The following is a 25,027-nucleotide window of genomic DNA, read 5'->3' as shown; positions in this document are numbered from 1 at the left end:
AGATGGGGTGTATCTGCCCACCATCGATCTGCCGGACGGTTTCTCTTGGCTGAGTTCATCTACACCATGCGCAAGACGCGCAAGGCGCACGGCGACAAGGTGATCCTTGACGACGTCTTCCTGAACTTCCTGCCCGGCGCGAAGATCGGTGTGGTGGGCCCGAACGGCGCCGGTAAGTCCACCGTTCTGAAGATCATGGCGGGCATCGAGCAGCCGTCGAACGGTGAGGCGTACCTGTCTCCCGGCTACACGGTCGGCATCCTCATGCAGGAGCCGAAGCTCGACGAGTCGAAGACGGTCCTGGAGAACGTCGAGGACGGCGTCGCCGAGATCAAGGGCAAGCTCAACCGGTTCAACGCGATCGCCGAGGAAATGGCGACGAACTACACCGACGCCCTGATGGAGGAGATGGGCAAGCTCCAGGACGACCTGGACCACGCCAACGCGTGGGACCTCGACGCCCAGCTGGAGCAGGCCATGGACGCGCTGGGCTGCCCGCCCGGCGACTGGCCGGTCACCACCCTCTCCGGCGGTGAGAAGCGTCGCGTGGCGCTCTGCAAGCTGCTGCTGGAAGCCCCCGACCTGCTGCTCCTCGACGAGCCCACCAACCACCTCGACGCCGAGTCGGTGAACTGGCTGGAGCAGCACCTTTCGCAGTACAAGGGCTGTGTCATCGCGGTCACCCACGACCGGTACTTCCTGAACAACGTCGCCGAGTGGATCCTCGAACTCGACCGCGGCCGCGCCATCGCCTACGAGGGCAACTACTCCACGTACCTGGAGAAGAAGGCCACCCGCCTCAAGGTCGAGGGCCGCAAGGACGAGAAGCGCCAGAAGCGGCTCAAGGAAGAGCTGGAGTGGGTGCGGTCCAACGCCAAGGGGCGTCAGACCAAGTCCAAGGCCCGTCTCGCCCGCTACGAGGAGATGGCGGCCGAGGCCGACAAGATGCGGAAGCTGGACTTCGAGGAGATCCAGATCCCGCCGGGCCCGCGTCTGGGCTCGATCGTGGTCGAGGTCAACAACCTCACGAAGGCGTTCGGCGACAAGATCCTCATCGACGACCTGTCGTTCACGCTGCCGCGCAACGGCATCGTCGGCGTCATCGGCCCGAACGGCGCCGGCAAGACCACGCTCTTCAAGATGATCCAGGGCCTGGAGACGCCGGACTCCGGCGCCATCAAGGTCGGCGACACCGTCAAGATCAGCTACGTCGACCAGAGCCGCGCCAACATCGACCCCAAGAAGACCCTCTGGGCGGTCGTGTCGGACGAGCTGGACTACATCAACGTGGGCCAGGTCGAGATGCCGTCCCGCGCGTACGTCAGCGCCTTCGGCTTCAAGGGTCCGGACCAGCAGAAGCCGGCCGGTGTCCTGTCCGGTGGTGAGCGCAACCGCCTCAACCTGGCGCTGACGCTCAAGGAGGGCGGCAACCTGCTGCTCCTCGACGAGCCCACCAACGACCTCGACGTCGAGACCCTGTCCTCGCTGGAGAACGCGCTCCTCGAATTCCCCGGTGCGGCCGTGGTCATCTCCCACGACCGTTGGTTCCTGGACCGGGTCGCCACGCACATCCTCGCGTACGAGGGTGAGTCCAAGTGGTACTGGTTCGAGGGCAACTTCGAGTCCTACGAGAAGAACAAGGTCGAGCGGCTCGGCCCGGACGCCACGCGTCCGCACCGCGCCACCTACAAGAAGCTCACCCGGGGCTAGGTCGAGACCATGGCCAGACACCACTATCGGTGCCCCCTCCGCTGGGCGGACATGGATGCCTTCGGGCACGTCAACAACGTCGTCTTCCTCCGCTACCTGGAGGAGGCACGGATCGACTTCATGTTCCGCCTGGCGCCGGGGGAGGGCAGCGATTCCTTCACGGGCGGTTCCGTCGTGGCCCGCCACGAGATCGACTACAAGCTGCCCCTGGTGCACCGGCACGAGCCCGTCCTCATCGAGTCCTGGGTGACCCGCATAGGCGCCGCGTCCCTGACCATCCGCTACGAGGTCAAGGACGAGGCGACGCAGGACAGGCCGGAGACGGTGTACGTCCGGGCCGAGACCGTGGTCGTGCCCTACAACCTCGCCGAGGGGCGTCCCCGCCGCATCACCGCGGAGGAGCGTCGCTTCCTGGAGGAGTACCTCGACCTGCCCGAGGCCGCCGAAGGGCGCCTCGCGGCATGACCGAGCAGCTGCGCTTCGTCGATTCCGGGGAGGCGGCGGACCTCGCCGCCTTCCTGGGTCGGCTGGTGCACTACGACCGCGCCGCCGCGGTCCGCCTGCAGGCGCGGGCGGGCGGCGGCGCGCTCGCCGTCTTCGGGCGCCCGCCGTCCTTCGACGTGCTGGCCGTCCGTACGGCCCGTCTTGCCGAGCCCCTCGCGACACCGCTCGACCTGACGGTGTCCGCGGGCGAGCTGCTGGAGGCCATCGACGAGACCACCGCCGGCGCCGTCGTGCCCGCGCCGGTCACCGGGCCCCCCTGGGCCGGCGTGCTGCCGCCCCGCGGCGGCTGGCAGCCCGTGCCGGGCCTGCCCGCCCCCGAAGCGGTCCGGGCCTGCGTCGCCGCCGCCGTCTCCGAGTTCCGGGCACGTGACGAGGCCCTGCCCCCGCAGCACCGGACCCGCTCCGAGCGTGACCGCATCGGCCGGGACATCTGGTCGCGGACGCTGGGCGACACCGAACTTCCGCTGCGCGCCGTGCACGCCGCGCAGTCCCTGGGCTTCCTGCGGCCGGTACGGTCCCCCGTCCCCGCGGCGGCGCCGGTCACGGCGCCGGCCCCCGTGGCACTGTTCGCCTCGGGCGGCTGGCTGCGCCTGAGCACCCCGTACGGGTCCGTCGCCACGCGGCGCCCCGGGCGGACCGGCGGCCTGGGCGCCCTTCAGGTACGCCCCGTCTGACCGGCCGGCCCGCGCTCCGAATCAGCCGGAGTTGATCATCGAGGCGGCCGCGTAGGTCAGGTAACGCCACAGCTGCGCCTCGTGCTCCGGCGCCAACCCCATCTCGTCCAGCGCGACCCGCATGTGCCGCAGCCACGCGTCGTGCGCGGCCGCGTCCACCTGGAACGGCGCGTGCCGCATCCGCAGACGCGGGTGGCCTCGGTGGTCGCTGTACGTGGTCGGGCCGCCCCAGTACTGCATCAGGAACAGCGCGAACCGTTCCTCGGCGGGCCCGAGGTCCTCCTCCGGGTACATCGGGCGCAGCAGCGGGTCCCCCGCGACCCCCTGGTAGAAGCGGTGGACCAGCCGGCGGAAGAAGTCCTCGCCGCCCACCAGCTCGTAGAAGGTCTGCTCCTGGACCGTGCTCTGCGACTCGTCATTCACCCGACCATCGTCTCAGACGCCCGGACGGAGGACCCCGGTCCTAGGACCCTCGACCTCGCGCTCCGGCCCCCCGACCACCCGCCGGGGTCGCACGGGCGGCCCGCCCGCAGCACAGTGGAGTCATGGGTACGGGCGGCACGGGGGCACACACCCCCCACACGTCCCGCGGCGCACCGGACGAAGCGGCCCGGGACCTGCGGGCAGCGGCGCACGCCGGTCAGGTGCGGGAGCTGACGGCGGCCGGGGCGCTGGCCGACCCGGCCTGGCGGGCGGCCTTCGCGGCGGTGCCCCGGCACGTGTTCGTGCCGTACTTCTGGACCGGCCGCGGCGCCGGCCACGAACGGCTGTGGGGCGAGGACCCCGACCCCGAACAGCGGGCCCGCTGGCTGCGCGGGGTGTACACCGACGCCCCGCTGGCGACCCGCCTGCGCGACGGCGAACTGGTCTCCTCCAGCAGCCAGCCCTCGCTGATGGCGAAGATGCTGGCGGCACTGGAGGTGCGGGACGGCGACAACGTACTGGAGATCGGCGCGGGCACCGGCTACAACGCGGCCCTGCTGTGCCACCGGCTCGGCGAGGACCTGGTCACCACGGTCGACCTGGACGAGGAGATCACCGAATCGGCGCGGGCCCACCTGGCGCTGCTCGGCCACCACCCGACGGTGGTGACGGGGGACGGCGCGCGCGGCTGCCCCGCCCGCAGCCCCTTCGACCGGATCCTGGTGACCTGCACCCTGCCGCTGATCCCGCCCGCCTGGCCCGCCCAGTGCCGGCCCGGCGCGCGGATCCTGGCGCCGCTGTCGACGGGGCTGATCGCGCTGACCGTCCGGGACGCCGACTTCGCCGAGGGGCACTTCCTGCACACCTCGGCCTACTTCGTCCCGCTCCGCGGGGCCACGGCGTCATCCGCCCCCGCCGGTACGACGGGGCCGCTGCACGGGGTCCCGTACGAGCTCATCGAGAACGAGCGCTTCCAGTTCCTGCTGATCCTGACCGCGGGCGTGCTGCACCCCCGCGAGGCCCTGGACCTGTGGCGCAGGGAGGGCCGTCCGGCGCGCGAGCGGTTCGGGGTCACGGTCACCGGGCGGGGTCAGTGGTCCTGGCTCGACGACCCCCGGGGCCCGTACGTGTGGCCGTTGGGGGAACCGCCGGGCCCGGTCAGCCGCGGCGGATGGTGATGGTGGTCCAGGCCCCCACGTGGACCCGGTCGCCGTCGGAGAGCGGAACCGGCACGTAGGGCTGGATCGGCTCCTCACCGCCGTTGATGGTGGTGCCGTTGGTGGAGTTCTGGTCGACCACCGCCCAGCTCAGGTCGGGCTGCTGGACGAGCACCGCGTGCTGATGGGAGACGCCCGGGTCCTCCGGCGGCACCGCGAGGTCGATGTCCGGGGCCTCGCCCGAGGAGGCACGGCGCCGGCCGATGGTGATCTGCCCGCCGGAGAGCGGCAGGTGCTGCTCGGGGGAGTACGCGGGCAGGTTCAGCGCCGCCGCCTCCGGGCCGCTGCGCTGCATCATCGCCAGGAAGTACGAGCGGTCGGGCGCGACCGTCACCGACCAGGACAACGGCGCCTGGGCGTTCTGCGGCGGGAACGGCTGCTGCTGCGGCTGGTGCTGCTGCTGGTACTCGTGCTGCTGCTGCGCCGGCTGCTGCTGGTGGTACTCCTGCTGCGGCGGAGCCTGCTGCTGGTAGTACTCCTGCTGGTACTCGGGCTGCTGGTACTCCTGCTGCACGGGCCGGGCCTGCTGCCCGGACGGCCCCTGCTGCCCGGACCGCTGCGAGGACTGCCCCTGCCCCTGCCCCTGCCCCTGCTCGTGCGAGGGCGGCGGCAGCAGCCAGTCGTCCTCCCGCTGGAGCGGTTCGGCGGGCCGGTTGACCCGGGACGGCCGGGACCCCTGGTATTCGAAGTGGTCCTGGGAGAACACCGGCTGCGCCGGAGCCGGCGGCGGGGGCGGCGGCCCGGGCTGCGCGCCCGCCCCGGTACCGGGCCCCGTGCCCGTGGCGTCCGGGGACAGCGGTGCGTACGAAGTCGGCGTACGGGTCAGGAAGTTGTACCGGCACTCCTCGCAGAACGGGGCCATGGCCTCGCGCGGGGTGCGGCACTGCGGGCACAGCTCCGCCTGGGCGGTCGGCTCACCGGCCGTGGGAGGGTAGCCGTATCCGTAGGAGGGCGCCGCGGGGGTGCCCGTAGGGGCAGCCATGCGGTGGCCGCAGACCTCGCACCAGTCGTCGGAGGCGGACTGGTGCCCGTTCGGGCAGGTCGGCATCGCGGCGCTTCCCCCTTCTCCCTGCGTCATCGCGTCAGGTTTCTTCTCAGGTCTTCTTCACTCGGACGGTCTGCGTCGAACGCGTTTCAAGGGTCATCTCGTCGGCATCGGCGACCTTGGCTTTCAGCCGCACAGTACCCGCCACCGCATCCACGACGTCCACCACCTTCGCCAGCAGTTTGGCAGTGTCGGCGTTCCCGGAGACGCTCGCCAACTGCACGGCACGCCCCAGTTTCGCCGTGGCCCCGTCCACATCACCCATTTTGCGGGCTTCCAGGCCCTGTTGGATAGCCTGCGCGAGTTCTGCCTGTCCTGTGTAGTGCGCCACTTGCGGGCTGATCGCGGTCGAAGCGGCCAGATCGTCTGTCCACACCGCCCTGACCAGGCCCTGCGCCAGCGCCGGCTGCGGCTCGCCCGCCGGCCCGGGCAGCACCAGCGAGGCGCGGGCCGCCAACATCTCCTGACCGACGGCCGCACCCGGCACCCGTACGCAGACGTGGTACTCGCGGGACTCGTCGCCCCACGACCCGGTCGGGTAGTCCCCGGCGCGCGGCCCGGCCTCCGTGCGGCGGGCGGTCAGGTCGTGAACGGCGGGCGCGACCTGCTTGACGTACTGGACCTCCACCCCGACCGGGGTCCACAGGCGCAGCGCCACGTCCGCGACCTCCTTGCCCATGACGTTCTCCATCACCCGCGTGAAGTCCTCGGTGAGGTGGGCCGGGTCGGCGACGATGTCCGCCGAGCCGAGCAGGGCGCTCGCGATCCCGGTGACCTCCTTGACCTCCCAGTCGGTGCCCACGCCGCGGGCGTCGCAGGTGAAGCGGCCGGCGCAGGCGTCGAGGGTGGCGCGCAGCACGGCCGGCTCCTCGTGCTCGTTGCGGCCGTCGGTGAGCAGGATGCCGTGCCGGATCGTGGCCGGGGACTGCCGGAGCAGGCCGTCTGCCAGCCGCAGCCAGGTCCCGATGGCGGTGCCGCCTCCGGCGGTCAGGGAGCCCAGCGCCTCCTTGGCCCGGGCGCGGGTCGCCGGATCGGCGGTGGCCAGCCGGCCCTGACCCGGGTAGACCTCGCGGGCGACGTGGGTGCCCGCGATCACCGCGAAGGCGGTGCCGTCGCGCAGGGTGTCGATCGCGGCGGCCGTCGCCTCGCGGGCCCCGCGCATCTTGTCCGGCGGGTAGTCCATCGAGCCCGAGCAGTCCACCATGATCACGACGGCCGCGTCCTGACCCAGGACGCGGGCGGCCGTCGCGGTCGCGCCCCCGCTGGAGGTGACCGTCACGATGGCGTGCACGTCCCGGCCGCCCTCGGGCAGGAACTCGTTCTGGTACACCTCCACGCTGAAGCGCGGGGCGCTCGGCTTGGCGAAGTTCGCCATCGACTGGACTCCTCGGGGCTCGCTGACGACGGGGACGGGCGGGTCAGGCCCGGGGGTACGGTTCCGGTTCCGCTTCGGCTTCCGCCGCCGGGGCGGCGCCGGGGGCCCCCGGTTCCGGTACGGCGGCGAAGGGCACGATGGCGACGGTCACGTTGTCGTGCCCGCCCCCGTCGAGGGCGTGGCCCACCAGGACCTGTGCGCTGTGCAGGGGGCGGACGGCCGCGTCGGGCGGCAGGACCTGGGCCATGTCCCGGGCGGACTCCGCGTAGTTCCACAGGCCGTCGGTGCATACGACGACCACGCCGGGGTGGTCCGGCTTGTAGCTGGCGGTGTGCGGTTCGAGGTCGTACGCGTCGGCCCCGAGCCAGCCGGTGATGGCGTGGGCCCGGACGTCGGCGTAGGCCTCGGCCTCGCCCATCAGGCCCGCCGCGACCATCTGGGCGGCCCAGGAGTCGTCCTCGGTGAGGCGCCGCGGCAGGGCGCCCCGGTCGTCGGGCACCCAGTAGGCACGGCTGTCGCCGACCCAGCCGATGGTCAGGACCCCGCCGCTGACGACGGCGCCGACCAGCGTGCAGGCCGGCGCGTTCTGCGCGCCGGGGGTCTCGGGCGCGAGGGCGTTCACGGCGGTGGCCGCCGCCAGGATCGCCTCGTGCATGGCCTCCTGGGGGTGGGCGCCGCGGGGGAGGGCGTCGAGCAGCGCCTCGTTGGCGGCGCGGGCGGCGGCGGCCGAGGCATCGTCGGGCCGGCTCGCGGAGGAGACGCCGTCGCAGACGATCGCCACGGTGGCGGCCGAACCGTCGGGCAGGGCCGTCGCCGACACGGCGAAGGAGTCCTCGTTGCGGTGGTGGCGCAGGCCGCGGTCGCTGACGGCGGCGACGCTGCCGAGCTCCTCCTCCAGGTGGTCCCGCTCGCGGGGCTGGGCGTGGCCGCAGTGCTCGCAGTACCCGTCGGGGTCGACGTGCCCGGCGCGGCAGGCGACGCAGGTCTTCCCGCCGTCCCCCGCGGGGGCGGCCCCGTACGACTCCTCGGGCGCGGGCCCGCCCTGCGCGGCGTACGGCTCCTCGTGCGCGGGCACCCCCCAACCCCCGTCCCCGGGCTCCCCGACCCCGCCGGGGAGGTCGTGGCGCAGGGGCTCCCGCTCGGGCGGGGTCTCGGGCCGGGCCGGTTCCTGCCCGTACGGGGACTCGGGCCCGGGGTCGGAGGCGCCCCGGGGGGCGCTCGGGCCCGGCATGCCGGAGCCGTCGCCGACCAGGGTGGGCGCGGCCTCGGCCACGCTGCCCCAACCGGGCGCGGGCACCCCGGGGGTGTAGCCGGCGGAGCCGCGCAGGCCGGCGCCGACCGGCTCGCCCGCCGGACCGGCGGCCCGGGGGGCCGCGCCGGGGGCCTCGCCCGCAGGGGCGTGCGCCGGAGCGGCGGGATACGCGGCAGGGGGCGCGGCCGCCCTGGCCGGGTCCCCGGCGCCGGAGGAGTACGCCCCGGCGGGGTCGGTTCCGGGACCCTGCCCGGGGTGGGAGCCCGCCGCCGCGGCGGGGACCCCGGCCGTGGCGACCCGTCCGGCTGGCGCCGGCGCCGGCGGGGAACCGACCGGCAGGGTCGGACGGGAATCCGGGGTAGGGGGCGGGGAGGACAGGGCGTAACCGCACACGCCGCAGAAACGGTCACCCTCCTCCAGGGGCTCCGCGCAGCTGGGGCAGCCCGACGGCCGATGCATCGACATCACTCACACCCACGTCCGGGGACGGAAACGGTTTGCCCGTTCCACCAGTTCGATCCTCTCCTCGCCCCGCTGCGCCAGCCGGGCGAGGACGCGGTACGAGCGTTCCAGGCCGAAGCGCAGCCCCCGCTCGTCCAGTTGACTGCCGAGCAGCGAGGTCCGGCCGGGGTCGGCGCCCCGGCTACCCGACAGTACCCAGTCCAGGGCCACGCCCAGAACCTCCGTCGCGAGCCGCTCCTGCCGTTCCGGGTCCAGCCCGAACCGCCGCAGCGCCTCCACCTGGCCGGACGCCGCCACGAGATCGGCCAGCAGGGGCTCCTGCGGGGACCGGTCGCGCAGGCGTGCCCGTACGGCCGCCACCCGTGCGGCGGTGTAGTGGATGGAGGCCTCCGGTACGGACTCCAGCGTGCGCACGGCGCCGTCCCGGTCGCCGGACGCCAGCTGGACCCGGGCCAGCCCGAAGGCCGCGCTCACGAACCCCGGGTCGGTGGTCCAGACGAGGCGGTAGTACTCGGCGGCGTTGTCCAACTGCCCGAGGACCTCGGCGCACAGGCCGAGGGCCAGCTTCGGAGCGGGCTCGCCCGGGAAGGCGTCGTAGATCGCGTCGAAGGACAGCGCCGCTATCTCGTCGTCCCCGGTGGCCAGCGAGGCGATGCCGCGGGCCCACACCACGCGCCAGTCGTCCGGGTGCCGGTCCTCCAGCGCGGTCAGGGCCTCGCCCGCCACCGCGAGTTCGCCCAGTTCGAGCCGGGCCCGCAGCTCGCGCAGCCGCAGTTCGGCGGAGTCGGCCGGGGCCGAGCCGAGGGCGCCCAGCAGGTCGGCAGGCGCGGAGGCCAGCAGTCCGGTCAGGAAACCGGCGTTGGGGTCGGCGGCGTCGACCAGCGGCACGGGCAGGGCCAGCGCCGTGTCGCGCGCGTCGAGGCGGGCCAGCCCGGCCCGGGCCGCGAACGCCCCGGGACCCCGCGCCGACAGCGGAACGGGAGCCTGCGACAGCCCGGCCGTCGGCGCCGACCGGGCCTCCGGCGCGGGACCGGTCCGCCGGGGCGCGGGCACCGCGGCGCCCGCCAGGTGCGTGGCGGTCGTCCCGAGTGCGGCGACGGCACCTCCCGCGGGCGGGGACGGCGCGAACGGCGCCGGGGCGCCGACGGAACCGACGGAACCGACGGAACCGACGGAACCGACGGAACCCGCGCCACCGGCCACGACCGGGACCGCGGCGGGAGCCGGCGCCGGCAGAACCGGAACCGGAGCGCCGGCCGGCGCCCGCCGCCGGCCCGGGCCCCACAGCGGCCGCGCGGTGTTCCGCGCGCCCAGCCGGGAGACCTCGGCCCCCGGCCCGTCCGCGTACAGCCGGGTGTCCGGCACCCGCAGCTCGGGGCCGAACAGCGTGGACAGCTGCGGCCGCGGCCGGCCCGTCTGCAACGCGACGACCTCCCGCAGCACGCCCGTCAGCTGGTCCGCCATCTCCTGCGCGGAGGCGAACCGCCGCCCCGGATCCGGATCGGTGGCCCGGACCAGCAGCCGGTAGAACGACTCGTACCGGCCGAACACCTCGATGTGCTCCGGGTCCGGCAGCGAGTCCACGAACACGTTCGTGTAGCCCTGGAAGTCGAAGGTGAGCACGGCGAGGGTGCGCGCCACCGTGTAGAGGTCCGAGGCCACGGACGGACCCAGCTCGGCCACCTCCGGGGCCTGGTAGCCCACGGTGCCGTATATCGCCGACTCCTCGTCGTCCATCCGCCGGACCGCGCCCATGTCGATCAGCTTGAGCTGGTCCTGCTGCTGGATGGCGTTGTCGACCTTGAAGTCGCAGTACAGGAGGTTGCGGCTGTGCAGGTGCCCGAGCGCCTCCAGCGCCTCGATCCCGTACGCGCAGGCCTGCTCGACGGGCAGCGGGTCGCGTCTGCCGTCCGGCCGGCGCCGCTCGTTCGCGATCTCCTTCAGGGACTTGCCGCCCACGTACTCCATGACGATGTACCCGTCGAGCGAACCCGTCCGCTGGTCCAGGTGCTCCACGAAGTTGTAGATCCGCACGATGTTGGAGTGCTCGATCTCCGCGAGGAAGCGCCGCTCGGAGATCGCCGCCTCCATCGCGTCCTGGTCCCCGGTGTCGAGGAGGCCCTTGAGGACCACCCACCGGTCGGAGACGGCCCGGTCCACCGCCAGGTAGACCCAGCCCAGACCACCGTGCGCGAGGCAGCCCGCCACCTCGTACTGGCCGTGCACCACGTCGCCCGCGCGCAGTTTGGGCACGAACGAGTACGGGTGACCGCACTTGGTGCAGAACCCCTCCGTACGGCCGGGCCGCTCGCCCCGCGCCCGACCCACCGGCGCCCCGCAGTCCGAGCGCGAGCAGAACCGCTTGCGCTCCGGGACCTCCGGGTTCTCCAATACGGCCGCCGACGGATCCGGACGCGGCACCTCCGGCATGCTGACCAGCCCGGCTCCCAGCCGCCCGCGCCCCGAGGCGGCGGAGGCCGAACCGGAACTGCGAACCGACACCGAACGGGCCGACGCGGAACCCGGCAGCGAGCGCGACAGCCGCCCGGACACCGAGCGGCGCGAGGAGGAGGACCGGGAGGAACGGGAGGACCTCGCCGAGGCCGAGGACCGGCCCGAGCCGCGCGAGCCCGCCGAGCCCCCCGAACCCCGCGAGTCGCCGTGCCGGGCGGCGCTGGTCATGCCGGTGGGCGGGGAGACGAGTTCCTCGGCACCCGCCGCGACCGCACCCGTCGGGGCGAGCCCGCAGGTGTCGCAGTACAGCTCGCCGCCGCCCATGTCCTCGTACGTCCCGGGGCAGCCGGGGCGCATGCACGGCGTTCCGATCAGGCTCATGCGTCCTCCTTCCCCGGCCCCGCGGGCCGGTGCTGCTCGGGTTGGTGCTGGTCGGATCGGTACGGGTCGGATCGGGTCGGGTCGGGTCGGTACGGGTCGGGCCGGTGCTGCTCGGGCAGGTGGTGCGCCTGCGCGTCGTGGTGTTCCCCCGGTGCGGGGGCCGCGTCGGTGGCGGGTTCCGGCGGCGCCAGTGCCTCGGCGGTGGCCCGCTGGTAGCGCAGGACCGCCAGTTCGGCGGCCCGCAGGTCGCAGGGCGCGCTCCACAGCATCCGTCGGGCGGTGTCGTACCGCTCGATCAGCAGCGGATCCTCCGCCAGTCCGTGCCGGGCGACCTTCGCCCGGTAGGCGTCCAACCTGCCGCGCAGTTCCGCCCGCACGGCCAGCGGCGCCGTCACCGCGGTCAACGATTCGCGGGCCCGCCGGAGTTCCTCCTCCGCCCGTTCCTCCAGGGCGTCCAGCAGCGGGGACAGCCGGTGCCACCGCGCGTGCCTGCGGTACTCGGCGGCCGCCGCGAGCTGTTCCTGGAGGGCGGTCGGCGGTCCGCTGACGGCCGGCACCTCGGACGCCGCGATCTTCGCCAGCACCTCGATGCGGGCGTTGCGCGCCTCCGCGAGGGTCCGATCGGCCCGCGAGAGCACGTCCCGCACGGCGATGAGCCGCTGCTCGGCGTCCTGCCGGACGGTCAGCACCGCCTCGACCTCCCGCCGTACGTCGTCCAGCGCGCGGGCCGCCCGGTCGTAGCGGGCGGTGTCCGGCCGGCCCCCGCCCGGGGCGGAACTGCCCGCCGCCGGCGTCCAGAAGGCCAGCGGGTCGGCGATGACCCGTTCGCGCAGCCGCGTCAGCTCGGCGGTGATCGACTCCAGGTCGTCCCCCGACGGGTGCTCGCCCGGCCGCACCCCCACCGAGTGCGCCAGTGACCGCGTCCGGTGCAGTTCGGCGGCGAGCAGGTCGATCCGCGCGGGCAGCGCCGACCACACCGCGTCGGCGGCGACCACCAGGTCCAAGGAGCTCGCGTAGAGCTCGTTCATCCGGGCGACGAGTTCGGCCAGCGAGAACCGCTCCGCGAGCGCGGCGCCCTCCAGCCCGGCGCCGGCGATGGTCACCCCCGGCCCGCGCAGCCGCTCGGTCAGCTCCGCCAGGTCCTCCCGGTTCGGCCAGCGCCGCCGCTCGCGGATCGCGCGGGCGGCGGCCAAGGCCCCGCTGTAGGCGTCGAAGTACGCCCACAGCCGGGTGATGGCCGCGTCGGCGGCGGCCCACCGCTCCCGCGTGACCCCGCTGAGCGCGGCCCCCTCCAGGAGCCTGCGGCCCGCGTGGTCCTGGAGCGCGAGCAGCGAGGTCTCCACGGCCTCGTGCTCCGCGCCCAGGCGGGTCAGCGCACGGTCGACGTCGTCCCTGTCCATCACTGCGGGCCCCGTTCCCGGAAGGCTCACGTACGGCCTCGATTCCGCCACCGGCCTCAGCCGTCCCGGTACTTGGGCGCGGGCGGCGAGGCCACCTTCGGCAGCACGTTCTGGAAGTGGTTGCGGTACGAGGTCGCCCACGGGCCGGCGTCACCGCCCGCACGGTAGTCCTCCAGCACCTTGTTCACCCGGCGCACCAGGTCGGAGGCGTCCTTGTTCATCGCCACCCCGTAGAACTCGCGGGTGAAGGGGGCTCCGACGAGCTGCACCGACGGGTCCTGCGCGGCCTGGCCCGCGGCCAGCGCGTTGTCCGTGATGATGCCGTCGACCTCGCCGAGTTGCAGCCGCACCAGACAGTCCAGCTGGTTCGGGACGGAGACGGACACCGAGCCGTAGGCCTGGGCCTTCAGGGCCGCCTCCGCCGTGGAGCCGGCGGCCGTGCAGATCCTGCGGCCGTTCAGCGAGCCGTCGTAGCCGGTGATCGGCGAACCCTTGGGGGCCAGGACCTGCTGGCCGGCCTCGAAGTAGGCGGTGGAGAAGGCGACGTCCTCCAGGCGCTTGCAGTTGATGGTCATCGTCCGCACGACGACGTCGACGCGGCCCTCCTGGAGGGCCGGGATCCGCTGGCTGGTGGGGATCGCCCGGTAGATGACCAGGTCCTCGTTGCCGAGGATGTCCTTCGCGATGGCCTTGACCAGGTCGATGTCGAAGCCGACGAGGTGCCCGTCCGGATTGCGGTAGCCCCACTTGAAGCTGTTCTGGTCGACGCCCGCGACGAGCTTGCCGGCCTTGCGGATCCGCTCGATCGTCGGCCCGTCCATGCCGGACGGGCGCAGGCTCGCCTCCGGGTCCGGGCAGGTGTCGGCGGGGGCGGCGGGCGCCGCGACCACCGCGGCCGGCTCGCGGACCGGGCCGCTCCGGCCGCCGTCCGGCGCGCCCTGGGCGAGCGGCAGCAGCACGGCCGCCGCCGTCACCGCGCAGGCGGTGGCCATCGCGCTCACCCCGCCCCAGCCGCGCAGCCGGCCCGCCGCGCGGCGCACCGGAGTCGCCCCGCCCGCGCCGCCCCGCCCCGAGCGCATCCGCCGTATCCGCATCGATCTCACCTGTACTCCGAAAGCCTGCGGCCGATGCCGAGGAGGGCGGCCACCGCGCCGAGGACGGCCAGCGCCGCCGCGCCCGTCACCAACCCGTCCAGCGCGCCGAGCCCGCCACGGGCCGCCCGGGTGAATTCCTGCTGTTCGTGGACCACGGCTTCCTCCAGGGAGGCGTCCACGACGTCGAACGACGCCCCGCTGCTGTTCTTGCCCCCGATCACCTGGGGCAGGGCCAACTCGTAGTCGCCCTTCATGTCCGACTCCCGGGCCGCCGCGTGCCGCTGCTTCCACTCGGTCACACCGGCCGCGGCCTTCTTGAGGGGGTCGCGGCCACTGTCGTCGTCGGCCAGCCGCAGGGCCTTGGCCAGCCCCTCGTCGAGCTGGCGCATGTTCGTCGCGTAGTCGACGTCGTACTTGTCGGACTTCTTGTCCTCGGCCAGTACGGCGCCCCGCGCGATCAGGGTCAGGTTCTCGCCGGCCCGCGCCTGGAGCGAGGCGATCCGCGCGTCGTTCAACACCTTCAACGACTCCTGCCCGTCCGCCCGGGCCTCGCTCAGCTCCGAACGGGCCACGCTCTGCCCGACCGTCAGCCACAGCAGCACCACCACCGAGGCGGCGGTCGCCGCCAACAGCCCCTGGTTGAGGACCCGGTGGGTGCGCAGGTAGTTGCGCCGCTGCGCCCACGCCAGCACGCCGACGGCCAGGACACCGGCCCCCGTCGCGGCCAGCGGCCAGGACCGGGCCTCGTCGTGGTCCGTGTAGAGCCGGCCGGTCTCCGCCTCGTACAGCCGCTGCGCGGCGGGCAGCAGGACCGTGCTCATCTGTTCGTTGGCGTGGCGCAGGTAGGCCCCGCCCAGCGGCAGGCCCTGCCGGTTGTTGGCGCGGGCCTGCTCGATCAGGCCGGTGTAGCGGGGCAACTGCTCGCCGAGGAGCGCTATTTCCTTACGGGACTCCCCGCCGGCGCCGGTGTTCGCCGCCGCGCTGATCAGCAGCCGGGAGGCACTGGCGATGTCCTTCTCGTAGCGCTCGCGGACCTCCCGGGGTTCCTGGGCGCCCGCGAGGAACCCGCTGGAGGAGGCGGTGTCCGCGTCCGCGAGGGAGCGGTAGATGCTCGCCGCGTCCGCGCTCAGCGGCTGGCTGCGGCCCACCACGGCCTCGGCGGCCGACACCCGGTCCGAGACCTCCCACACGGCGACCGCGCCGAACAGCACGATCAGCGCGGCCAGTACGGCCCCGATGATCCGCAGTCGGCCCGGCTCGGTGGTCGCGGCGGCACGCAGCCGCTCGACGCCCTCCGCCCAGGCGGTGCCCCGCCCCGGTGGGGCGGGCGGGCCCGCGGCGGGGCGCGGCGGCGCACCGGACGTACCGCTCCCGGGCGCGGCCGCGCGTGTCGTGATGGCCACCGTGACCTCCCCCTCGGTCCCTCTGTTCCGGAGCAGTATGGCCCCAGCGGCGGCCCACCACAGCACCCGGTGCTCGATCTTGGGTGATCCGTACCCGCGGTCGGCCCGGGGGACGCCCCCCGCGCCGCCCCCGGCCACCCCTTCACCGTCAATACGTCGCGGGGACCCCCACGGTTCCTGATCCGCCGCGTTCCGGGGCGGGTTCACCCGAAATGGGCACGGAGCTTCCCGTGGGCCCCGGCGGGCGCCCCCAGCGCGTCCAGCCCCAACAGCCCCGCGCCCAGCACCGGCGGCGCGGCCACCACCGCGACCCGCGCGAGCGGGGCCCGCCGGGCCAGCAGGGCCTCGATCCTGTCGTTGAGCTGCGGATGGGCGGCCGCGAGGACGCTGCCGCCCAGCAGCACCGGTACGTCCTGGGTCAGCAGGCCGAGCCGCTCCAGTGCCACCGACGCCATCGCCACCACCTCGTCGGCCTGCCGCTCCACGAGGGCGCCCGCCACCGGATCGCCCGCCGCGGCCACCGCGAACAGCACCGGCACCAGCTCGTGGACCCGCCCCCGGGCGAGGGAGCCCAGGTGCAGCGCCTCGATCAGCTCGTACATGGAGCCGAGCCCGAAGTACCCCGGCAGCGCGGCCGCCAGCTCCGTGGGCCCGCCGCGTCCGTCCTCGGCGCGCGCGGCCCACCACAGGGCCTCCTCGGCGAGGCCGCCCCCGCCGCCCCAGTCACCGGAGATCATTCCGACGGCCGGGAACCGCGCGGTGCGCCCGTCGGGCAGCATGCCGACGCAGTTGATGCCCGCCCCGCAGACCACCGCGACCCCGCGCGGCGCGTCCCCCGCGGGCAGTCCGGCCCGCAGGATCGCGAAGGTGTCGTTGCGCACCTCGGTGGCCGCGCCCCAGCCGCGCGCGCTGACCGCGTCGGCGAGCCGGCGTTCCTCCACCGGGAGGTCCGCGTTGGCCAGGCACGCCGAGACCTGCGCGGCGTACGGGGCCCCCGGCCGCAGCCGGGGCAGTCCGGCGGCCTCCGCAGCCTCCGCGACGGCCTGCCCGAGCACGTCCACGGCCCCCTCGACGCCGACCCGGGGCGGCTGGAAGCCGCCGGAGCGGCCGGTGCCGAGGACACCGCCGTCGGCGTCGATCAGCGCGACGTCGGTCTTGCTGTTGCCCGCGTCGATCGCGAGCACGGCCGCGCCGGCGGGCGTCACGCCCATGGCAAGTGCTCCTTGTTGTGGGCGAGCAGCCGGTCGGTCAGCCCTTCGGCGAGGTCGAACTGCCCGACCAGGGGGTGCGCGAGGAGGGCCTTGAACACCCGCTCGCGCCCGCCGCGCAGGGCGGCGTCCAGCGCGAGGTCCTCGTACGCCGTCACGTGGGAGATCAAACCGGCGTACAGGGGATCCGGTCGGGGCACGGCCAGCGGCGCCGGACCGGAGCGGTCCACCCGGGCCTGCACCTCGATGACCGCGTCGTCCGGGAGGAACGGCAGGGTCCCGCGGTTGAGCGTGTTGACCACCTGGATCGGGCTGCCGCCGTCACCCAACAGGGCGGCGGCGAGGTCCACGGCGGCCTCCGAGTAGAAGGCGCCGCCCCGCTTGGCGAGCAGTTCGGGCTTCTCGTCGAGCGCGGGGTCCGCGTACAGGTCGAGCAGTTCCTTCTCCATCGCGGCGACCTCCGCGGCCCGCGAGGGCTTCTCGCCCAGCTCCCGGACCACCTCGTCGTGGGCGTAGAAGTAGCGCAGGTAGTACGAGGGCACCACCCCGAGCCGGTCCAGGACCGCGCGCGGCAGCCGCAGGTCGGCGGCGACGGCGTCGCCGTGCGCGGCGAGCAGGCCGGGCAGCAGGTCCTCCCCGTCGGGCCCGCCGCGGCGCACCCCGGTCTCCCAGGTCAGGTGGTTGAGGCCGACGTGGTCGAGGTGGACCTCGGCGGGGGACAGGTCGAGCAGCTTGGCGAATTTGCGCTGGAAGCCGATGGCGACGTTGCACAGGCCCACGGCCTTGTGCCCGGCGCCGAGCAGGGCCCGGGTGACGATCCCGACGGGGTTGGTGAAGTCGATGATCCAGGCGTCGGGGGCGGCCCGCCGGACGCGCTCGGCGATGTCCAGGACCACCGGGACGGTCCGCAGGGCCTTGGCGAGGCCGCCCGCGCCCGTGGTCTCCTGTCCGACGCAGCCGCACTCCAGCGGCCAGGTCTCGTCCTGGAGTCGGGCGGCCTGCCCGCCGATCCGCAGCTGGATCAGCACCGCGTCGGCGCCGGCGACGCCCGCGTCCAGGTCGGAGGTGGTGGTCACGACGGCCGGGTGCCCCTGGCGGGCGAAGATCCGCCGGGCCAGGCCGCCGATCAGCTCCAGCCGTTCGGTGGCGGGGTCGATCAGTACCAGTTCCTCGACGGGCAGGCCGGCGCGCAGCCGGGCGAAGCCGTCGATCAGCTCGGGGGTGTAGGTGGAACCGCCGCCCACCACTGCGAGTTTCATGGTCGTCAGCCTTTCACTCCGGTCAGGGTGACGCCTTCGACGAACGCCTTCTGGGCGAAGAAGAAGAGGACGATCACCGGTGCCATGACGAGCACGGTCGCCGCCATGGTGAGGTTCCAATTGGTGTGGTGCGCGCCCCTGAAGGACTCCAGGCCGTAACTGAGGGTCCAGGCGGCCGGGTTGTCGGAGGCGTAGATCTGCGGGCCGAAGTAGTCGTTCCAGGCGGCGAAGAACTGGAACAGGGCGACGGCCGCGATGCCCGGCTTGGCCATGGGCAGTACGACGCGCAGCAGGGTGCGCAGTTCTCCGCAGCCGTCGACGCGGGCCGCGTCCAGGTACTCGTCGGGGATGGTCAGCAGGAACTGGCGCAGCAGGAAGATGGAGAACGCGTCGCCGAAGGCCATCGGGATGATCAGTGGCCACAGGGTGCCGGACAGGTCCAGCTGCTTCGCCCAGAACAGGTACATCGGGATGACCACCACCTGCGGCGGCAGCATCATCATGGCGATCACCAGCAGCAGCGACAGCCGCCGCCCGCGGAAGCGGAACTTGGCGAGGGCGTACGCCACGGGCACCGAGGACAGCAAGGTCAGCAGGGTGCCCAGGCCCGCGTACAGCAGGGTGTTGCGCCACCAGGTGAGGAAGCCGGGGGTGTGCCAGACCGTCGCGTAGTTGCCCCACTCCCAGGTGCGCGGCCACAGGTCGCGGGTCAGCGCCTGCTGGTCGCTCATCAGGGAGGTGAGGAGCAGGAAGACGAACGGGAGGACGAAGAACAGGGCGGCGGCCACGCCCAGGCTGTGCACGGCGACCCAGTGCAGGACGACCCGGCGACGCGCCCCGCGGCGCGGCGACGGGCGGGGTACGAGGTGGCGAGGGGGGCTCGACGTGCTCATGTGCCGGCTCCGATCAGTCCGCCACGGCGCCGCATGAGGAGCGCGGTGAAGGCCATGGAGAGGGCGAACAGCACCAGGGCGACGACGCAGGCGGTGCCGTAGTCGAAGCGTTGGAAGCCGACGTTGTAGACCACCTGGGGGAGGGTCAGCGTGGACTTGTCGGGGTAGCCCGGCTCGAACTGCTGCCCCGAGCCGCCGATCACGCCGGCGGCGGCCTTTCCGGCGACCAGCGGCTGGGTGTAGTACTGCATGGCCTGGATGACCCCGGTAACCACCGCGAACAGGATGATCGGCGAGATGTTCGGCAGGGTGATGTGCCGGAACCGGGCCCAGCCGCCGGCTCCGTCGAGCTCGGCGGCCTCGTACTGCTCCTTCGGTACGTCGAGCAGCGCGGCCATGAAGATGACCATCAGGTCGCCGACCCCCCACAGCGCCAGCGCGGTGAGGGCGGGCTTGGACCAGTCGGCGTCGGTGAACCAGCCCGGCGCGGGCAGTCCGAGCGACTCCAGCACGGTGTTGACCGGGCCGGTGCCGGGGTTGAGGAGGAAGACGAAGGCGAGCGTCGCGGCGACCGGTGGGGCCAGGTAGGGCAGGTAGAACAGGGTCCGGAAGATTCCGGCCCCGGTCCTGATCCGCGTGATGAGCAGGCCGACGCCGAGACCGAAGACGACCCGGCAGCTCACCATGACCAGCACCAGCCACAGGGTGTTGCGCATGGCCGGCCAGAACAGCGGATAGTCCGTGAAGACGTAGCTCCAGTTGGCCAGTCCGTTGAAGACGGGCGGCCGGAAGCCGTCGTAGGAGGTGAAGGAGAAGTAGACGGTGGACAGCAGCGGATAGGCGAAGAAGACCGAGAAGCCGATCAGCCAGGGGGACATGAAGGCGAGGGTCCGCAGTCGGGAGCGGCGGTGCCTGGCCTTCAGGGCGCGGGCGTGCGGGCCCGCGGGGGCGTGGGTGCGGGGCATCGGATTACTGGGCCTTCGCGATGTCCGTGTCGATCTGCCGGTCGGTGTTCGCCAGTCCGGCGGCGAGGTCGGGCACGTCGCCCTTCTCCACCGCGTACGCGAAGTCCTGGAAGGTCAGTTGGTAGGTGCCGCCGTCCGCCTGGGCGGGGGTGGTGTTCGACTTCGGGTGCCGGGCGATGTCGATGAACGTCTTGAACTCGGGGGTCACCTCCAGGTCGGGGGAGTCCAGGGCGGCGAGCGTGGACGGCACGTTGTGGATGGCGTTGGCGAAGGCGACCACCGCCGCGGTGTCGGTCGTCATGTACCGCACCAGCTCCCAGGCGGCGTTCTGCTTCCGACTCGCCGCGGAGATGCCCATGATCGTGCCGGAGACGTAGCCCTTGCCGTAGTCGGCGGCCTGGTCGTCCGGTACGGGCAGCGGGGCGGTGCCGATCTCGAACGGAACCCCGGCTTCCTTCGCCATGGCGGCCCGCCACTCCCCGTCGATCTGCATGGCGACCTGGCCGCGGTGGAAGGGGTGCTCGGCGCTCCACTCGTCACCGAAGCCGGCGCGGAACCTCTCCAGCTTCTGGTAGCCGCCGAGCTTGGCCACCAGGTCCTTCTGGGCGGTCAGCATCTTCGCGAAGGCCGGGTCGGCGGCCAGGTTCGACTTCCCGTCGGGACCGAAGTACGTGGGGCTCCACTGGGCGGCCAGCCGCATGGGGGTGGTCTCGTAGCCGTGGAAGGTGGGCATCAGGCCGACCTGTTCGTACGAGTCGCCGCTCCGCTTGGTCAGTTTCTCCGCGACCGCGGTGAACTCGCTCCAGGTGCGCGGTGCTTCGGTGATGCCGGCGGCGGCGAAGGCGGTCTTGTTGTAGACGAGGCCGTAGGCGTCGTTCAGCAGCGGCAGCGTGCACTGGTTGCCCTTGAACTGCGTGTACTCCAGCAGGGTCTTGGGGAACACCTCGGCCTTGTCGACCCCGGACTTCGCGAGGAAGGGGTTCAGGTCGACGAAGGCGCCCGAGTTGCAGAACTTCCCGACGCTGTCGGTGGTGAAGGAGGAGACCACGTCGGGGGCCTTGTCGCCACCCGCCCGCAGGGCCTGGTTGACCTTGTCGTCGGTCATGTTGCCGGTGGTCTTCACCTTGATGTTCGGGTGGGCCTTCTCGAACCGGGCGATGTTCTCCTCGATCGCCTTGACCTCGGCGGGCGCGGACCAGCCGTGCCAGAAGGTGAGGGTGACGTCCGCCTTCGGATCGTCGGCGGCGCCGGCGCCGCTCTGCCCGGCGCAGGCGGTGGCGAGTACGGATATGGCGGCCAGGGTGGCCGCGGCCGTGGTGAGGCGTCCGGTTCTGGGCATGACGGGGCTCGCTCTCTGCGGGAGGAACTTCCGGTGCGGGGTGCCGAGGAGGGGATCGGGGGCGTGGGGGAGGGACGGGGTTCGGTGGCGGGGCGGGGCGCTCTAGCGGGAGGTGTCGAACACTTCCTCGCGGGCGGCGGCCAGGGCGCTCTCCAGGGCGCCCCGCAGGACGGGCCGCTCGCGGACCTCGCCGGTCACGAGCCGGGGCCGGGAGGGCGCCAGCTCCGCCAGCTCGGTCTCCAGCAGCGTGCGCAGGGGATCGCCGCCCGCGGTGATCACGGCCCCGGACAGCACCACGATCTCCGGGTCGAGCACGGCGACCACCGAGGCCAGACCGGTCGCGAGGACGGTGGCGTACGCACGCAGGAAGTCCAGGTTCGCCCCGTCGGGCGCGGCGGCGGCCCGCTCCAGCAGGGCGACGCCGACGGCGACCTGCGGCCCGTGCGGGGCGTCCGGCGCGGGCGGCGGCGGGGTGTCGACGCCGAGTTCGGCGGCGAGCCGGGGCAGCACCTGCACGCCGGCCAGCTCCTGGTAGCCGCCGGTGTTGGCCCGGGTCACCTGGCGGACCAGCGGGTGCCCGGAGACGGGCAGGAAGCCGACCTCGCCCGCGCCGCCGGTCCAGCCGCGGTGCAGCCGGCCGCCGAACACCAGGGCGGCCCCGAGGCCCTCCTCGTTCCACAGCAGGACGAAGTCCTCGTACCCGCGGGCCGCGCCGAGCCGTTGTTCGGCGACCGCGGCGAGGTTGACGTCGTTCTCGTACTCCACGGGCACCGGTAGCGCGGCCGCCAGCTCGTCGAGCAGGGTGGGGGAGTGCCAGCCGGGCAGGTGGCTGGCGTAGCGCAGCCGGCCGGTCTGCGGGTCGAAGGCGCCCGGGGTGGCGATGACCAACCGGTGCAGGTCGGCCGCTCCGATCCCGGCGGCGCGCAGGGCGCCGTCGAGGGCCCGGGTGACCTGCTCGACGGCGCCGGCGCCCTCGGTGTAGGGAAGTTCGAAGCTGCCCCGCACCGTGCCCGTCAGGTCGGCCACCGCGGCGAGCACCCGTTCCGGGGTGACGTCGAGTCCGCCGACGTGGGCGGCGGGGCCGTTGAGGGCGTAGAGCTGGGCGCTGGGCCCGGGCCGGCCGCCGTCGGTGCCGGTGGCCACGACCAGTCCGGCGCTCTCCAACCGGGCCAGCAGCTGGGAGGCGGTCGGCTTGGACAGCCCGGTCAGCTGCCCGATCCGGGTCCGGGACAGCGGGCCGTGCGTCAGCAGCAGCTCCAGGGCGGCGCGGTCGTTCATGGCGCGCAGCAGGCTGGGCGTTCCGGGCGTGGCGGCGGGCATGGCGCGGTCTCTCCTCGACGAGATGAACTGTTAGGTAAGTTTCCTATTGCGCTCCGAGCCGTGTCAATGCCGCTGCCCCGCCGGAAACGGACCGGCGGGGCAGCGGGACGGGCGCGAGCCCGGACGTAAGGGAGGTACGGGGAAGTAGGGGACTACTTGGTGATCCGAGGCGACCCGGAGCCCGACGGCGGCGGGATCGGGGCGGTCGCCAGGGACTGCGGCGAGGTCGGGTTCGACAGGGCGGACGGCGCGGCGACGGAGGCGGACGGGTCCGCGGCCTCCTCGGCCTCGTCGGCGAGCGGCAGACCACCGATGATCTTGATGCCCGCCGCGTCGAAGGCCTCCTTGAGGCGCCATCGCAGCTCGCGCTCCACCGAGAACTGCTGACCCGGCATGGTCTTCGCCGAGACCGCCACCGTCATGGACGCCAGCAGCACCTCGTCCAGCCCCAGCACCTCCACCGGACCCCACAGGCGCTCGTCCCACGGGGACTCCTTCGCCAACGAGTCGGCGACCTCCTGGACCACCTCGCGGATGTGCGTGAGGCTCTCCGAGGGCTTGACCTGCACGTCCACGGTCGCGGTCGCCCAGCCCTGGCTGAGGTTGCCGATCCGCTTGATCTCGCCGTTGCGGACGTACCAAATCTCCCCGCTGTCGCCGCGCAGCTTCGTCACGCGCAGGCCGACCTCGATCACCTCGCCGGAGGCCACCCCGGCGTCGATCTTGTCGCCGACGCCGTACTGGTCCTCCATGATCATGAACACACCGGACAGGAAGTCCGTCACCAGGTTCCGCGCGCCGAAACCGATGGCCACACCGGCCACACCGGCACTCGCCAGCAGCGGGGCCAGGTCGATCTTCAGTGCGGCCAGCACCATCAGCGCGGCCGTGCCCAGGATCAGGAACGAGGCCACCGAACGCAGCACCGACCCGATGGCCTCCGACCGCTGCCGGCGCCGCTCCGCGTTGACGAGGAGCCCGCCGAGCGCCGTGCCCTCCACGGCCTCGGCGCTGCTGTTCATCCGGCTGATGAGCTTGGTCAGCGCCTTGCGGACCACCGATCGCAGCGCCGCGGCTATGACCACGATCAGCAGGATCCGCAGGCCGATGCTCAGCCAGGTGGCCCAGTTCTCCTCGATGAAGCTCGCGGCATTGGTCACGCTCTCGGCGGCATCGTCGGTGGTGGTCGCTGCCAACGGGAGCAGGGTGGCGGGCGAGGGCACGGCAGGAACCTCCAGGCATAGCGGTCTGCCCGCGGAACGGGATGTGCGGGCAGACCAACCACACTAACGGGGCTCGGGCCCTACCTCGTTGCCGTGTTCGAGGGAGAGACGGGACTCACCCGGGGAGGAAGGCGGTGTGGTCGAAAACACCTCGGACCCGTTACGGGCGCGTGGTGGCGCTTCGACCAGCCGTAAGGGGAGACTGGAAAGCAGATCGTCCCGGCGCGAGCCACGCGCCGCCGGCGTACAAGGAGGCAGTCCGTGCCGCACGTCCTGGTCCTCAACGCGTCGTACGAGCCGCTCGGCGTCGTACCGCTCCGACGCGCGCTCGTCCTCGTCCTGGAGAACAAAGCGATCTCCCTGGAAGAATCGGGCGCCTTTCTGCACAGCGCGACGAGAGCAGTCCCCGCGCCCAGCGTGGTCCGGCTCAAGCGCTTCGTGCGGGTCCCCTACCGGGGGCCCGTTCCGCTCACCCGGCGCGCGCTCTTCGCCCGCGACGGCGGTCGCTGCATGTACTGCGGGGCCGTCGCCACCAGCGTCGACCACGTCATCCCGCGCAGCCGGGGCGGCCAACACCGGTGGGACAACGTCGTCGCCGCCTGCCGCCGCTGCAACCACGTCAAGGCCGACCGGCACCTGCTGGAGCTGGGCTGGCGGCTGCGCCACCAGCCCGCCCCGCCGTCCGGGCTGGCCTGGCGGATCATCGGCACGGGCCACCGGGACCCGCGGTGGATGCCCTACCTCCAGCCGTACGGCGCCGACGACGCGCTGGAACGCATCGGAGCCGCGGCGTCATAGGGCCGGCCGCCCGCCTCCACCGGCCGCCCCACCCGCTCCCCTTCTCCTGCCGCCCTCTCCCGAGCACCACCCGTCGCCGTCACGGATGCCCGCTGCCCGCGCCCCCGCCGCCCCGGTCACTGTCGCCCGCGGCCGGGGGCGTACGGCCGCCCGCGGCCGGGGGCGGCGGTGATCGTGGGGTGGTCTGACCTGGATCGGCCAGGAATGCGGGGCCGCCGACTGGGTATGGCTGCGGTGTCCGCCGGTGTGTTGCACGGGTGGGTCCGACGATCCCGCGCAAAGGAGTGCTCTCGTGAACGCCCGTGCCAAGTCCAACGTTCTCCCCGCCCCCCTTCCGCGCCCCGCCTCCCGCTCCGCCCGGCCCGCGGCGCCCGACCCGGCCGTTCCCGAACCCGCGGGCCCGCCCGCCTCCGACACCGCCGACCCGACCGCTCCCGAACCCCGGGCACCGCTGGCCCACCTGCCCGCCCCGAGCTGGCCGCAGGACCGGCCCCTCGTCGGTGAGCAGCCGCCGGCGGGATCCGCCTGCGCGCCGCTGACCAGCGAATCCCCGCTCATGGAGGGGCTCCCGCTGACCAGCGAGCCCCACCTCCCCGCCACGATCGTCGCGGGCTACTAGACAGGACAC

At 73.4% G+C, this 25,027-nt stretch carries 21 protein-coding genes; 6 read left to right on the top strand and 15 right to left on the bottom strand.

Features of this window, described 5'->3' with window-relative positions:
• Positions 1 to 45 precede the first annotated feature (45 nt).
• From ettA to AB0D46_RS10310, 3 genes are read left to right on the top strand one after another with little or no spacing between them, the layout of a single operon-like run.
• A complete protein-coding gene (gene ettA / locus AB0D46_RS10320; protein ID WP_362876862.1) occupies positions 46 to 1,710 on the top strand; it encodes an energy-dependent translational throttle protein EttA in 1,665 nt (554 codons plus the stop codon).
• Between the two features lie 9 nt (positions 1,711 to 1,719).
• Positions 1,720 to 2,175 carry a thioesterase family protein gene (locus AB0D46_RS10315; protein WP_362876861.1) on the top strand — a complete coding sequence of 152 codons (456 nt, stop codon included), beginning with the start codon at positions 1,720 to 1,722 and terminating at the stop codon, positions 2,173 to 2,175.
• Entirely contained in the window at positions 2,172 to 2,888 is a 717-nt protein-coding gene (locus AB0D46_RS10310) for a hypothetical protein (protein ID WP_362876860.1), read from the top strand. Before AB0D46_RS10315 ends, AB0D46_RS10310 begins: the two co-directional genes overlap by 4 nt.
• 21 nt (positions 2,889 to 2,909) lie before the next feature.
• Here AB0D46_RS10310 and AB0D46_RS10305 read toward each other — a convergent pair whose 3' ends face one another.
• Complete coding sequence (locus AB0D46_RS10305; protein WP_362876859.1) at positions 2,910 to 3,311, bottom strand: globin; 402 nt, start codon at positions 3,309 to 3,311, stop codon at positions 2,910 to 2,912.
• A gap of 122 nt (positions 3,312 to 3,433) precedes the next feature.
• Here AB0D46_RS10305 and AB0D46_RS10300 point away from each other — a divergent pair, with 122 nt between their 5' ends.
• Positions 3,434 to 4,489, top strand: a complete 1,056-nt coding sequence (locus AB0D46_RS10300) for a methyltransferase domain-containing protein (protein WP_362876858.1) — start codon at positions 3,434 to 3,436, stop codon at positions 4,487 to 4,489.
• On the opposite strand, the gene AB0D46_RS10295 is transcribed toward AB0D46_RS10300, so the two are convergent.
• From AB0D46_RS10295 to AB0D46_RS10230, 14 genes are all read right to left on the bottom strand, one after another.
• Entirely contained in the window at positions 4,470 to 5,576 is a 1,107-nt protein-coding gene (locus tag AB0D46_RS10295) for an FHA domain-containing protein (protein WP_362876881.1), read from the bottom strand. The two genes, AB0D46_RS10300 and AB0D46_RS10295, sit on opposite strands and share 20 nt — an antisense overlap.
• A 46-nt stretch (positions 5,577 to 5,622) precedes the next feature.
• Positions 5,623 to 6,948, bottom strand: coding sequence for a VWA domain-containing protein (locus AB0D46_RS10290; RefSeq protein WP_362876857.1), 1,326 nt, complete (start codon positions 6,946 to 6,948; stop codon positions 5,623 to 5,625).
• A 43-nt stretch (positions 6,949 to 6,991) separates the two neighbouring features.
• The gene (locus AB0D46_RS10285; RefSeq protein WP_362876856.1) at positions 6,992 to 8,665 is read right to left on the bottom strand and encodes a protein phosphatase 2C domain-containing protein; all 1,674 of its coding nucleotides are present in this window, start codon (positions 8,663 to 8,665) and stop codon (positions 6,992 to 6,994) included.
• A 3-nt stretch (positions 8,666 to 8,668) separates the two neighbouring features.
• The gene (locus tag AB0D46_RS10280) at positions 8,669 to 11,497 is read right to left on the bottom strand and encodes a tetratricopeptide repeat protein (protein WP_362876855.1); all 2,829 of its coding nucleotides are present in this window, start codon (positions 11,495 to 11,497) and stop codon (positions 8,669 to 8,671) included.
• A complete protein-coding gene (locus AB0D46_RS10275; protein WP_362876854.1) occupies positions 11,494 to 12,897 on the bottom strand; it encodes a hypothetical protein in 1,404 nt (467 codons plus the stop codon). Before AB0D46_RS10275 ends, AB0D46_RS10280 begins: the two co-directional genes overlap by 4 nt.
• A 56-nt stretch (positions 12,898 to 12,953) precedes the next feature.
• The gene (locus AB0D46_RS10270) at positions 12,954 to 13,991 is read right to left on the bottom strand and encodes a glutamate ABC transporter substrate-binding protein (protein ID WP_362876853.1); all 1,038 of its coding nucleotides are present in this window, start codon (positions 13,989 to 13,991) and stop codon (positions 12,954 to 12,956) included.
• A gap of 5 nt (positions 13,992 to 13,996) precedes the next feature.
• A complete protein-coding gene (locus tag AB0D46_RS10265; RefSeq protein ID WP_362876852.1) occupies positions 13,997 to 15,394 on the bottom strand; it encodes a hypothetical protein in 1,398 nt (465 codons plus the stop codon).
• A gap of 203 nt (positions 15,395 to 15,597) precedes the next feature.
• A complete protein-coding gene (locus AB0D46_RS10260) occupies positions 15,598 to 16,605 on the bottom strand; it encodes a BadF/BadG/BcrA/BcrD ATPase family protein (RefSeq protein WP_362876851.1) in 1,008 nt (335 codons plus the stop codon).
• Positions 16,596 to 17,861 (bottom strand): 6-phospho-beta-glucosidase, encoded by a 1,266-nt coding sequence (locus AB0D46_RS10255; RefSeq protein ID WP_362876850.1) that lies wholly within the window; start codon positions 17,859 to 17,861, stop codon positions 16,596 to 16,598. The genes AB0D46_RS10260 and AB0D46_RS10255 overlap by 10 nt, the downstream gene beginning before the upstream one ends.
• Positions 17,862 to 17,866: 5 nt before the next feature.
• Positions 17,867 to 18,754 carry a carbohydrate ABC transporter permease gene (locus AB0D46_RS10250; RefSeq protein ID WP_362876849.1) on the bottom strand — a complete coding sequence of 296 codons (888 nt, stop codon included), beginning with the start codon at positions 18,752 to 18,754 and terminating at the stop codon, positions 17,867 to 17,869.
• Complete coding sequence (locus AB0D46_RS10245; protein WP_362876848.1) at positions 18,751 to 19,719, bottom strand: sugar ABC transporter permease; 969 nt, start codon at positions 19,717 to 19,719, stop codon at positions 18,751 to 18,753. The genes AB0D46_RS10250 and AB0D46_RS10245 overlap by 4 nt, the downstream gene beginning before the upstream one ends.
• Positions 19,720 to 19,723: 4 nt before the next feature.
• Complete coding sequence (locus tag AB0D46_RS10240; RefSeq protein WP_362876847.1) at positions 19,724 to 21,058, bottom strand: ABC transporter substrate-binding protein; 1,335 nt, start codon at positions 21,056 to 21,058, stop codon at positions 19,724 to 19,726.
• Between the two features lie 102 nt (positions 21,059 to 21,160).
• Entirely contained in the window at positions 21,161 to 22,378 is a 1,218-nt protein-coding gene (locus tag AB0D46_RS10235; protein ID WP_362876846.1) for an ROK family transcriptional regulator, read from the bottom strand.
• Between the two features lie 152 nt (positions 22,379 to 22,530).
• Positions 22,531 to 23,574, bottom strand: a complete 1,044-nt coding sequence (locus AB0D46_RS10230; protein WP_362876845.1) for a mechanosensitive ion channel family protein — start codon at positions 23,572 to 23,574, stop codon at positions 22,531 to 22,533.
• 288 nt (positions 23,575 to 23,862) lie between these two features.
• Here AB0D46_RS10230 and AB0D46_RS10225 point away from each other — a divergent pair, with 288 nt between their 5' ends.
• Both AB0D46_RS10225 and AB0D46_RS10220 read left to right on the top strand, forming a co-directional pair.
• Positions 23,863 to 24,399 carry an HNH endonuclease gene (locus tag AB0D46_RS10225; protein ID WP_362876844.1) on the top strand — a complete coding sequence of 179 codons (537 nt, stop codon included), beginning with the start codon at positions 23,863 to 23,865 and terminating at the stop codon, positions 24,397 to 24,399.
• A 292-nt stretch (positions 24,400 to 24,691) separates the two neighbouring features.
• Positions 24,692 to 25,018, top strand: coding sequence for a hypothetical protein (locus tag AB0D46_RS10220; RefSeq protein WP_362876843.1), 327 nt, complete (start codon positions 24,692 to 24,694; stop codon positions 25,016 to 25,018).
• Positions 25,019 to 25,027: the final 9 nt, after the last annotated feature.

It is taken from the genome of Streptomyces sp. NPDC048383 (assembly GCF_040651775.1).
Classification (GTDB): domain Bacteria; phylum Actinomycetota; class Actinomycetes; order Streptomycetales; family Streptomycetaceae; genus Streptomyces.
The sequence above is the reverse complement of the archived record's forward strand: the minus strand, read 5'-3'. Positions and strand labels throughout refer to the sequence as shown.